This window comes from Gracilibacillus thailandensis, assembly GCF_010994055.1.
Taxonomy (GTDB): domain Bacteria; phylum Bacillota; class Bacilli; order Bacillales; family Amphibacillaceae; genus Gracilibacillus; species Gracilibacillus lacisalsi.
On sequence record NZ_WJID01000007.1, the window covers coordinates 116,741 to 128,042 of the forward strand.

At 35.8% G+C, this 11,302-nt stretch carries 15 protein-coding genes; all 15 read right to left on the reverse strand.

The features are described 5' to 3' along the window. Positions 1-10 precede the first annotated feature (10 nt). Entirely contained in the window at positions 11-427 is a 417-nt protein-coding gene (locus tag GH715_RS03710; protein ID WP_153834286.1) for a flagellar basal body-associated FliL family protein, read from the reverse strand. Further along, a complete protein-coding gene (locus tag GH715_RS03715; RefSeq protein WP_153834287.1) occupies positions 417-641 on the reverse strand; it encodes a flagellar FlbD family protein in 225 nt (74 codons plus the stop codon). The genes GH715_RS03710 and GH715_RS03715 overlap by 11 nt, the downstream gene beginning before the upstream one ends. A gap of 46 nt (positions 642-687) precedes the next feature. Further along, positions 688-1,545: a flagellar basal body rod protein FlgG gene (gene flgG / locus GH715_RS03720; protein ID WP_153834288.1), complete on the reverse strand. Its 858-nt coding sequence runs from the start codon at positions 1,543-1,545 to the stop codon at positions 688-690. Between the two features lie 77 nt (positions 1,546-1,622). Next, positions 1,623-1,982, reverse strand: coding sequence for a TIGR02530 family flagellar biosynthesis protein (locus tag GH715_RS03725; protein ID WP_153834289.1), 360 nt, complete (start codon positions 1,980-1,982; stop codon positions 1,623-1,625). Between the two features lie 11 nt (positions 1,983-1,993). Next, positions 1,994-2,446 (reverse strand): flagellar hook assembly protein FlgD, encoded by a 453-nt coding sequence (gene flgD / locus GH715_RS03730; RefSeq protein ID WP_153834290.1) that lies wholly within the window; start codon positions 2,444-2,446, stop codon positions 1,994-1,996. A 10-nt stretch (positions 2,447-2,456) separates the two neighbouring features. Further along, positions 2,457-3,851 carry a flagellar hook-length control protein FliK gene (locus GH715_RS03735; protein WP_163578437.1) on the reverse strand — a complete coding sequence of 465 codons (1,395 nt, stop codon included), beginning with the start codon at positions 3,849-3,851 and terminating at the stop codon, positions 2,457-2,459. A gap of 28 nt (positions 3,852-3,879) precedes the next feature. Beyond that, positions 3,880-4,464 (reverse strand): MotE family protein, encoded by a 585-nt coding sequence (locus GH715_RS03740; RefSeq protein ID WP_153834292.1) that lies wholly within the window; start codon positions 4,462-4,464, stop codon positions 3,880-3,882. 14 nt (positions 4,465-4,478) lie between these two features. After that, a complete protein-coding gene (gene fliJ / locus GH715_RS03745) occupies positions 4,479-4,919 on the reverse strand; it encodes a flagellar export protein FliJ (RefSeq protein ID WP_153834293.1) in 441 nt (146 codons plus the stop codon). Beyond that, the gene (gene fliI, locus GH715_RS03750; RefSeq protein WP_163578438.1) at positions 4,919-6,235 is read right to left on the reverse strand and encodes a flagellar protein export ATPase FliI; all 1,317 of its coding nucleotides are present in this window, start codon (positions 6,233-6,235) and stop codon (positions 4,919-4,921) included. The genes fliJ and fliI overlap by 1 nt, the downstream gene beginning before the upstream one ends. Further along, positions 6,210-6,977, reverse strand: a complete 768-nt coding sequence (gene fliH, locus GH715_RS03755; protein ID WP_163578439.1) for a flagellar assembly protein FliH — start codon at positions 6,975-6,977, stop codon at positions 6,210-6,212. The genes fliI and fliH overlap by 26 nt, the downstream gene beginning before the upstream one ends. Continuing rightward, positions 6,970-7,980 carry a flagellar motor switch protein FliG gene (fliG, locus tag GH715_RS03760; RefSeq protein ID WP_153834295.1) on the reverse strand — a complete coding sequence of 337 codons (1,011 nt, stop codon included), beginning with the start codon at positions 7,978-7,980 and terminating at the stop codon, positions 6,970-6,972. The genes fliH and fliG overlap by 8 nt, the downstream gene beginning before the upstream one ends. A gap of 15 nt (positions 7,981-7,995) precedes the next feature. Next, positions 7,996-9,594, reverse strand: coding sequence for a flagellar basal-body MS-ring/collar protein FliF (fliF, locus tag GH715_RS03765; protein WP_153834296.1), 1,599 nt, complete (start codon positions 9,592-9,594; stop codon positions 7,996-7,998). A gap of 44 nt (positions 9,595-9,638) precedes the next feature. Further along, positions 9,639-9,938 (reverse strand): flagellar hook-basal body complex protein FliE, encoded by a 300-nt coding sequence (gene fliE, locus GH715_RS03770; RefSeq protein ID WP_153834297.1) that lies wholly within the window; start codon positions 9,936-9,938, stop codon positions 9,639-9,641. Positions 9,939-9,959: 21 nt separating this feature from the next. After that, a complete protein-coding gene (gene flgC, locus GH715_RS03775) occupies positions 9,960-10,415 on the reverse strand; it encodes a flagellar basal body rod protein FlgC (protein ID WP_153834298.1) in 456 nt (151 codons plus the stop codon). Positions 10,416-10,417: 2 nt separating this feature from the next. Further along, on the reverse strand, positions 10,418-10,810 hold the full coding sequence (gene flgB, locus GH715_RS03780; protein WP_153834299.1) for a flagellar basal body rod protein FlgB: 393 nt from the start codon (positions 10,808-10,810) through the stop codon (positions 10,418-10,420). Positions 10,811-11,302: the final 492 nt, after the last annotated feature.

Genomic DNA, 11,302 nt, shown 5'->3' on the forward strand with positions numbered 1-11,302 from the left:
CGGAGTAAACTTACTGGATAACTTTACTTATAATAAGGACATCGACGATTTGACCTTCCGTCATATGTTTATTCATAGCTGTTTTCATATCACTTTCTAACTCCGATAAATTGTCTTGAAAATCTTTTGCTGTCAAATCAACTGATAATTTTATAAATTCATTTTTCACTTGGAATTCTCTTTTTTCAATTTCTTCTAATGCAGCATTACTATTTGTAATAAATTGAAATTGAATGAGAACGAAATTACCATCATTTAAATCCGTTCTTATTTCTTCAGTTGTATAAGAGTTTTTCACCACATCATCTATTGACATTGCCTCTCCTTCATTAGAGGTACTGTCTAATAGAAAGTATAATGTTACAGCTCCTGCTATCGTAATGATTAATAAAACGACAACTAGGATTTTTATTAACTTAGGATTCATTACCTTGTTCACCTACTTCTCTTTGAAGTTGAAAGAGACCAATTTCCTTATAAAACTCTCTCACCATTTCCTTCACTGTTACTTCTGACTCTTTAACAAATATTTTTCTTTGGTTGGTCAAAGTGATGGTTGTATCCGGAAAAGATTCAATACGTTCTATGTATATCGCATTAATAGTAATTGTGTCGCCTTTTAATTTTGTTAATGTAATCATAGATTTAGAGAGTTAAGGGACAGAGCCTTAACTCTCTTCCTCCTTTTTATCGTTTTAAGTTCACAAGTTCCTGTAATATTTCATCAGATGTTGTAATAATTCTTGTATTTGCTTGAAAACCACGTTGGGCAGTAATCATTTCGGTGAATTCTTCAGAAAGATCTACGTTAGACATCTCTAATGCACCAGCAACAATAGAAGCAGTTCCACCTTCTTCTGGTTGGAAATAAATTGTGTCATTTTCCCCAGTATTGAACTGACCATCATTAACAGTAGTTTGATACATATTCGATCCTACCTTTTCCAAGCCGCCTTCATTAGCAAATTTACTTAAAGCAATTTGGCCTGCAACTCTTGTTTCACCATCTTCCACATAATTAACTACTCCATTCCCTTCAATACTAAAACTTGATGCAGTATCAGGGATATTAATAACTCCAACTTGTGTATGGTCGATGTCATCAAGTGATGAAGGCTCATCCCCTTGTGGTTGAAATCCCATTAAATATTGACCATTAGCATTTACGATATTACCATTATCATCAAGGTACATGTTACCTGCACGTGAATACTGTAATTCATCACCTTCTTGAAAAACAAACATGCCGTCCCCTTCTAATTGAAGGTCTAATGGGCGTTCTGTCGTTTGACGATTTCCTTGTGTATGAACATTATCAATTGAACCTAATTGAGAACCTGTCCCGACCTGAGCAGGATTGATCCCCCCACGATTAGCAGTTGGAGCACTTGCACCAGAGACAGTTTGACTCATCATATCCTGAAAAGTTGCGCGACCTTTTTTAAAGCCTGCTGTATTTACGTTGGCTATATTGTTACCTACTACATCTAATTTCGTTTGAAAACTCTTCATACCTGAAATACCAGCATACATTGAACGTAACATTTATAAACTTCCTTTCCGTTTTTTATTAAGCCATCGCTGTCGGTTGATAGCTTGTAAGCCTCCCTTATGGGTCCAGCCTAGTCCATTACGATCGTTCCATTAATATTGGTAAAGATTTTACTGCTTAGTTCACTTTTATCCAATGCGGTTATCACTTTTTTACTTTCTGCATTAACAATAAATGCTGCTTCATCCATAATAACTAGTGACTCTTTCACGCCTTTGTCCTTGGCTTGATCCAGTTTCTCGTTCATCTTGTTCCAATCTGCATCACTCAAATGAATATTACGCTGAGTCATTCTATCACTAGCATGTTTACTTATTTCAATTTTCTGTTGCTGTTTTAAGACTTCAGCAAAATGACTAGAATTACTCTGTTGGACTTTTATATTTTTAGGAACAAGAGGATGATGATAAGCATGAATCCGATTATCCATATTACCCCTCCTTATTCCGCGGAAGGATCATTGATTCTGAGTACCTCATCGGTGTATATTTTCGTATCGTTATCTAATTCTATTACTGCATAACCTCCATTTTGTGAGATTGCCTTTACTTCACTTGTAGCTATCTCTTTCGGTTCTGCCACTTCACCGGTTTCTTCATCTATACGATAATAACTAACTTCTTTTCCAATTAAATGGCTATATTGTATAACTGGAGAAACGGTTTGATTTTGTACTAGCGTATCAATAGATTTAGACATATTCATCATTTGCTCTAATGATGAAAAAGTTGTCATTTGTGAGATAAACTCTTTATCCTCCATCGGGTTTAATGGATCCTGATTTTGCAATTGTGTCATTAAAATTTTTAAAAACTCATCTTTCCCTAAACTATTGTTAACCTCTCTTGATTGATTTTGATTAGATAAATAATAGGATGGATCAATAGAAGTCATTGTTTATCACCTACACTTTCGCGTCCATCAAGATGTCGTGGAAACTTAGATTTTGATGTTCTGAATTAGTCTCTTCCTGCTCCTGATCATTCGTCTGTTCCTGCTGCTCTTCTCCTTGAGAATTCAAGTTGTCATCCGTTAATTCTTCTTGGTTTGCCTGAGCTAAGTTTTCTTGTTTTTCAATGATTACTTGTTGTGGCGAGAACATATGACGAAGCTGCTTTAAGTTCCCTTCTAACAATTCCTTAGCACCTTGTGTACTAGCAATCATTTTAACTGTCATTTCGCCATTGATTTGCGTTAATTTAACAGTAATATCGCCTAAATGTTCTGGTTGAATCCTTAACATCAGCTGATTAGCCCCACTTGATAGTTTCATGAAATTGCTTTTTTGCATAACTTGCTGAAATTGATCAATAAGTTGTTTCTGTACCAATTGCTGATCACTATTTGTTTGGGACAAATGAATCACATATTGTTGTATTTTCGATTGAACTTGTTGATTACCAGTATCATTTCTAACGATTTGCGCTTGCTCCTGCTTAATGGCAGGTTCTATTCTTTCCATTGCACCTTCAATCCATCGCTTTACATCTTGTTGCGTAACTCTTTGCGTACTTCCATAATGTTGCTGCATAGACTTGCGATTTTGAAAATTTGCCAATAACTTCGACCATATTTCACTACTTTTCTCATTGGTAGCTTCTGATAGAAGATTCTGCGCTGCATTTAATGTCTGATTATTCATTTGTGACCATTGCTTCAACAATTGTAAGATTTGTTTGTAATCACGATTATTGATGGTTTGATTTTGAATTTGTTGTACCATTTTTTCTGTTTGTTCTACTAATGATTTTGCTTTTTCAGCTAAGGCATCTTCTGTGCTTTGGCTTTTTTGAACTATGCTATTTTGTACAAGAAAGCTATCGCTAGAATAGAAATTAGTATATTGTTCTGTTGTTTTTTGAGTTTCACCAGATCTACTCTCGCCTACGTGATCGATTTCTAGCAATTTCTTGATCACGTCCATTACTATTTCACGATCCTCTACCTCAAGTTGCCCTTCTAATAATTCTATTTGGTCAACATTAAGGTTCTCTCTGATAAATGTCATTAATTCTTCTTGTGATAAACCTTTATTGTCAGTATTCGCAAGCTTATTGTTGATCATGTTAATTATTTCTGTTAATCGATCTAACTGTTCTTCTGATAAACTTCCTAAAGACTCTCGTAGCTTTACTAACTTTCTGTCGTCTTCAGGTTCTGTTATTCTAGCTTGTTGTCGATTGCTTGCCATATTGGCTGACATAAGATCAGAAAAACCTTTTCCCTCTACTTTATCTCTTATAGTATTAAGTGCGGAAACAGCTGAGCCATTTGCAAACCATTCAGGTGCTACTATCATTTTTTCACCCCCTTTCAAATTCGTTTCATCATTCATTCACTAATAAATCTGAATATTCTGCTGCTATTTCCGGGTCCATCTCACCTAAGATTTCTCCTCTAACTTCTGAATCTAATTGACGTAGCAACGGAACAGCGATGCTAGTCTCCATTGTTTCCATTATAGGTGCTGCCGTCTTTGGTTTCATTGCCGTAAAGGAAGCAGCAAGCTCCTCATATGAATCTGAACTTTCGGTATCACTCTCTTGAGCTTCTTCCAATTCTACTATTTGGGAAGACAAATCTGATATTTCTTCTTCCAATTGAGAAATAGTTTCATCTTTGGATTGAACGTCATATTGCAAAGCATCGATCTCGTCTTGAAGGCTATCAATTTGTTGATCCTTCTCAGCCATCTGATTAGCATGTAATTCTTCTTGATCCGTTGTCACATGCTCGTCTATAAATGGAACCTTATTCAATGTTTCCTTGGTATATTTACCAACATCCACGCCCATAAAGTATAGGATGACTACCGCAAACAGTAATGCAACAATTAACGGTACAACTATCACTATTAACCACTGAAATATACCCGGTTTTTTTTCTTTATTTTTCTTTGGATTGGTCGCCATTTCTTCACCTATCCTTACTTTTCTATATACTTACGAATGGAAATTTCATCCATTAACATTAAGTTATTTTTATCTTCTAATTGTTTATACTGCTGTTCTTTTTTGTCGATAATTTTTTCTATTTTTTTTACTTCGATATAATGCTCGGTTACATACTCTTGTACTTGGTCCATATACTTTCTTGCTGCATCTACTTTTTTTTGAACATTTACTATCGCGGGCATAAGAAAGTCTAAATATTGATGATAGGATTTGATTGTTTCAATTTGGGACTTGTCTGACAATGACTGCTTATAGCTTTCTTCAATCTTCTCTTTCTTTTTCAGCAAATCATATAAGTGACTTGCATGCTTTTCAAATTCCGCTGAGGCTTCTTGAAATTTAAGTTGGGCGTCGTTTTTTTCATTCTCTCTTATCATTCTGATCTTTTCATAACCATGTAATTGATTCATCATCAGAAATTACTCCTTTTTGCCAGTTCTTGTAATTGTTGAAGCGCCGTTTTTTCATCTGCGTTTTCATTCATATCCTGCTTCAAGACGTTTAAAATCCCTGGTTGAAGTTGAATCGCCTGGTCAACGGATTTATTAGAGCCTCTTTTATAAGCCCCTATTTGAATTAACTCTTGATTATCATCATAGGTAGCTAGAATTGAACGAATTTTCTGCGTTAATTCCAGCCTTTCTTTTGAAACAATCTCAGGCATTACCCTGCTTACAGACTGCAGAACATTGATCGCTGGGAACTGTCCTTTTTCAGCTAATTTACGATCCAAAATATAATGACCATCCAAGATACCTCTTGTTGTATCAGCTATTGGTTCGTTAAAGTCATCACCATCCACAAGAACGGTATAAAAAGCTGTAATTGAACCATTTTTACTAGTACCTGTCCGTTCCAACAGAGATGGTAGCATCGCAAAAACAGATGGAGTGTACCCTTTTGTTGTTGGTGGTTCTCCAATGGCAAGTCCTATTTCTCGCTGTGCCATAGCTACCCTTGTAACGGAATCCATCATCAAATTCACATCATAACCCAAATCCCGAAAGTATTCGCTAATTGCTGTTGCTGTATATGCACCTTTAATTCGCATTAAAGCAGACTGATCAGAGGTGGCAACCACAACAATAGACTTCTTTAAACCTTCCGGACCTAACTCGCGTTCAATAAATTCTTTTACTTCTCGTCCACGCTCGCCAATCAGAGCAATGACATTGATATCGGCATTACTATTACGAGCAATCATACCTAACAGCGTACTTTTCCCTACACCACTTCCTGCGAAAATTCCAATTCTTTGCCCTTTTCCAACTGTTAACATCGTATCAATTGCTTTTACGCCAATCTGAATTGGATCTTTAATTCTAGGTCTTTCAATTGGATTAGGTGGAGCTTGCTCTGTTGGATACTCTTTTAACCCTTTAGGTAAATGAGAACCATCTAGTAAATTACCAGTTGAATCAATTACCTTGCCGATTAATGCTCTACCTACCTTGATTTGCAATGCATGTTTGCTTGCTTCTACTAAACAACCTGCCGCAATATTATGCAGTGTCGAATATGGCATTAAAAGGACTTTTTTTTCGTAAAAACCAATTACTTCTGCCATGATTTTTTCATTCTTCTTTTTCGTGTGGATATAGCACACTTCACCAATGCGTGCTTCAGGCCCTCTTGCTTCAATCAATAGCCCAATTACACGGTCTACTTTTCCATATTTCTTATAGGCATCTAAATCATCAATTTCATTCAGTATCATTTGTGTTTTCACGTGTGATCTCCTCCACTACATGAAAAAGTCTCGTTCTAATCTCTTCTAATTGACTGTCAACAGAAGCATCAATTCTTCCAGACGGTGTTTCGATAATAATTTGTTCTCCTTGCAACTCAACCGACGGATATATTCTAAATTCTATATCATCATGAATGATCGAACTTAACTCATCCTTATTTTCGATAAGAAATGGATAATAATGACTAGAGACAAATAATTTAATGTTTGACTGGTCTTTTACCTGCTCTATCAAAGATTGCGCAATTCCAACAAATTTCGCATGATCTTGTTGGATTGACTGCTTCAAAACTTTTTCAGCTACGGCCATTGCAATTTGTAAAACTGTCTCATCACTCTCTGCAATAATTTTGTGATATTCTTGGTTAGCTGTTTTCAGTACAACTCTTGCTTCTTCCACTATCTTCTGAAATTGTTGAATACTATCTTCTTGCCCTTGTTTAAAACCTTGTTGATAGCCTTCTTGTTGGGCTTGTTCAATATAGTTTGCTTTTTCTTGCTCCCACTCTTGACGCCATTGATTGATTTCTGCTTGTACTTCCTCTTTTCGTTGTTCTGTTTTATTTATTGTTTCTTTATACTTCCGTTCCGCATCCTCTATTTGCTGGTAGATATTATGTAACGTTTCTTGATCATCTTGTTCAATTGAATGTCGGTTTGTTTTCGGTGTTTCTATTTTTCGTAATTGGATTTGCCTAGGTGGTAAGGAGTGATTAGACAATAATATCATCTCCTCCACCTCTAGCTATGACAATCTCGCCAACTTCTTCTAATCTTCTTATAATAGATACTATACGCGATTGTGCTTCTTCTACATCACGTAATCGAACTGGCCCCATAAATTCCATTTCTTCTTTGAATGTTTCTGCCATTCGTGTAGACATATTATTAAAGACAATTTCTTTCACTTCATCACTCGCAACTTTTAAGGATAAGCGTAAATCATCATTTTCAACTTCACGAATAACACGTTGAATAGCCCGATTATCAAGGGTAACAATATCTTCAAATACAAACATTCTTTTCTTGATCTCTTCTGCTAATTCTGGATCATCAATTTCAAGCGTATCTAATATCGTACGCTCTGTACTTCGATCCACACCATTTAGCACTTCTACAACCGCTTGGATACCACCAGTTTGTGTATAATCCTGTGAAACAGTAGTAGATAGTTTTCGTTCAAGAATTTGCTCTACCTCTGAAATGATTTCCGGTGATGTAGAGTCCATGACTGCTATCCGTCTTGCAATATCAGCTTGCATTTCTTGTGGTAATTCTGACAAGATCTGAGCAGATTGTTCGGAATCCAAGTAAGATAAAACAAGTGCAATCGTCTGAGGATGTTCATTTTGAATAAAATTTATAATTTGATTAGGTTCAGCTTTCCTTGCAAAATCAAACGGTTTTACTTGTAAGGAGGAAGTCAGTCTGTTTAGGATATCTCCCGCTTTTTCCTCTCCTAAAGCTTTTTCAAGAACAGTTTTTGCATAACTGATACCACCTTGAGAAATATAATCCTGAGCCATCGCAATCTCATGGAATTGCTCCAAAATCTCATCCTTTTGCGATCCATCAACTTTCTTAACAGATGAGATTTCTAAAGTAAGTTTCTCAATCTCTTCTGGGGTTAAATGCTTATACACTTGGGCAGAAACATCGGGACCTAAAGAGATTAATAAAATAGCAGCTTTTTGTTTTCCGGTCAGTTGCTGTCTTTTAGCCATGATTATTAACCTCCTTTAATCCTCTGTAATCCAGCTTCTTAATAATTTTGCGAATTCTTCTGGCTTTTCCTGAGCGTATTTCTCTAATTGTTTTCGTCTCATAGATGAATCTGAATCATCCGTATCTGTGATTGGCGGAACTTCCTGTTCTCGAATTTCCGAGGTTTCCACCTCTTCAACCACATTTTCTTCCGCTGATCGTTTTCTTCTTAACATCCATATCAAAACAATAATAGCTAATAGCAACAATCCTCCAACTATGTATACCCAGGCAGGAATAGTTGGACTAACCGCAGGATTCGGTATCGTATCTGTTCCTTCAAATGGCTGAAATACGATTGATACTTTTTCCTCTGGTGTAACTTCACCATATGATTTATCGATAGAAGTAGAAATAATTGAGTTTAAGATAGAAGCGACACTTTCCTCTACATTCGCTTGTTCCTGTGCAGTCAGTTGTTCAACTTCTCCATCTTCTAATACTCTCGTATTATCTATCGCTACTTGAATACCTAGATCTCTGACTTTATACGGACTTTCTACAATGTCTCTTTGAATTCGATTAAATTCATTATTAACGGATTCTTTGACAAGTTCGTAGTCTCCTGCGTTGCCTTCTACACCTGCCGGATAATTAGCAATTTCACCTTCTTCAACTCCAACTGCACCATCTTCTGGTTGTTCACCTGTAAATGATTCAGTAATCGTTTCAATACTGACTGGTAGTGTGTCATTTTCTTCATTAACAGGTTCTACCAGTTCTTCCACTCGTTGCTCTTGAGTAAAATCAACATCAGCAGTTGCTGAAATAGCTACTTTATTCATTCCTATCATGGAACCTAACATTTTTTGAACATTTCTCTCAATATCCTTCTCAATATCGCTTTTAATTTGTTGTTGTGAAGTATATGTATCACCATTTCCTGTAGCATGTTGATTATTTAAATCAAAATACTCAAAATGTTGGTTCATAATTACGATATCATCCGTAGAAAGATTAGGGATTGATTTTGAAACAAGATGATACAAAGCATTTACATTACTCGGTTCAAATTGATATCCAGGTGCCGTTTCAATCACGATTGATGCTGTGGAAGGTTGTTGTTGATCACTAATAAAAACCGGTTCTTCCGGTATATTAAGATTAACTTCCGCTCCATTTATCCCATCTATTTGCGTAATTAAATTTGCTAATTCCGTCTGCATAGCATCTAGTTTCATGACTTCAAATTCATTGTCAGTTACTCCCCATGAACTGTTCTCAGCAAAAAAGGAATAGTCAATACTTCCGCTATCTGGTATCCCTTGTGCAGCAAGATCCACTAACAGCGAATTTGCCGCTGTTTCCGGTACTTTTACACCTGAGCCAGCATCCGTAATTTCATATGTTACGCCACGAGCATCTAGTTCCTCTTTAATCTGACCTACTTCTTGTACGGAAAGGTCATTATACAGTGCTACCATATCACTTTTAGCAGATGTCATTACTGTGACGAGAACGATGACAGCTAGAAGTACTGCAATTCCACTGAAAAGTAACCCTTTTTGCTTTTTTGACATCGATGTGTAATAACTAGATACTTTATCCTTGTATTGTTTGAATTTCTCGTTCATTTTGTGCCCCCAAAAATCATTACTTGCTTACAACAATCAATGTATTAAACTTGCATTCTCATTACTTCGTTGTATGCATCCACCATTTTTTTCTGAACTTCTACACCAGTTTGTAGCATAATACTTGCTTTTTGCGCTGTGATCATGACGTCGTGTAAGTCATCGATTTCCCCTTTGGCTAGTGCTTCTGTTTTTTGATCTGACTCGTGTTGTGCCTTATTAATACTGTCGATTGCTTGTTTAAAACTATCAGCAAATTGTTGTTGTGATTCTCCTACTGTTTGCTTTTTATTCACAGTCTCAGCCGTATTGGGCTGAATGTTTTCTAATGAGTAAATATTCATTTTCTATTCACATCCTTTTTACTATTTGCCAATTTCCAGTGCTTTCATCAACATTGTTTTGGAAGCATTTAAAGAGGTGACATTTGCTTCGTAGGACCTTGTTGCACTCATCATGTCAACCATTTCTTTTAATGGATCAACATTAGGCATTTCTACATAACCATCTTCATTTGCGTCAGGGTGATTAGGGTTATACACTTGTTTGAACGGTTCTTCATCTTCTACAATTTGAGATACTTTCACTCCATCCCCAGTGGTTTCTCCTCTTTGAGTAGTCCGATTAAGGATAGATGAAAAACTTTGATCTTTAGGACTGAACACTGTCATTTTTCTTCGATATGGTTCATATTCTCCATCTGCATTTACAGTCGCTCTTGTTGTGTCTGCATTGGCAATATTGGAAGAGATCGTATCCATTCTTAGACGTTGAGCGGTCAGACCACTTCCGCTTGTATTAATCGCATTAAATATGGACATAATTATCTACCTCCTCTGATGACACTTTGTAAACTATTAAACTTTCCGTTGATTCGGTCTACTAATCCTTGATAATAGATTTGATTTTTAGCTAATTCTGTCATTTCCTTTTCGATATCTACGTTGTTTCCATTGTGGTTGTACATTGTACTATGATCTGTAGTTATATGTATTTTCGATTTGTTATCTGAAAAAGGAATATGGCGTTCATTCGTTCTCGTTGCTTGGAATTGTTCTGATAATTCATTTTTCAATACATCATTGAATTGAACTCGTTTCGCTTTGAAATTGGCTGTGTCTACATTCGATATATTATGTGCTATTGTTTTATTCTTTACAGAAGCATAGTCAAGTGAATTTTCAAGCGTCTGAATAGTCCCACTAAATAAAGACATTAAAAAAATTCCTCTCTTTTTTTTATTTTTACCGCCATAAAAATCATTTATCTATCGAATATTGTAAAGTAAATGATCTACACTGTCTATGACTTATCGTCATATTCTGACTAAAGTAGGGTATTTTTTTTATCCGAACAGGACTTTAGTCTTATTATTTGATTGGTGATATTGTTATTTTATGTGTTTTTATGTCGGATTAAATCATAAGACTTAATTCATAATTCATACTAAATCGCGTAAAAATACATAATCAACCTTTTCATATCTTACTTTTGTATAAAAGTTATGATTCGGGTGGTTATACACTTTCCTTACAAATTAATAAAAACCGGCTAACCTCGCCGGTCCTTTATTACTTTAGTAGTAATGATGAAATATTTGAACAGCTTGACCACCGCTCCCGGTTCTACAACGCTAGCATGAAGTAACACAGATACTTTTATACTTACGTATATCGGTCCATTGTAAAGAACGTCAACCTATTACTTA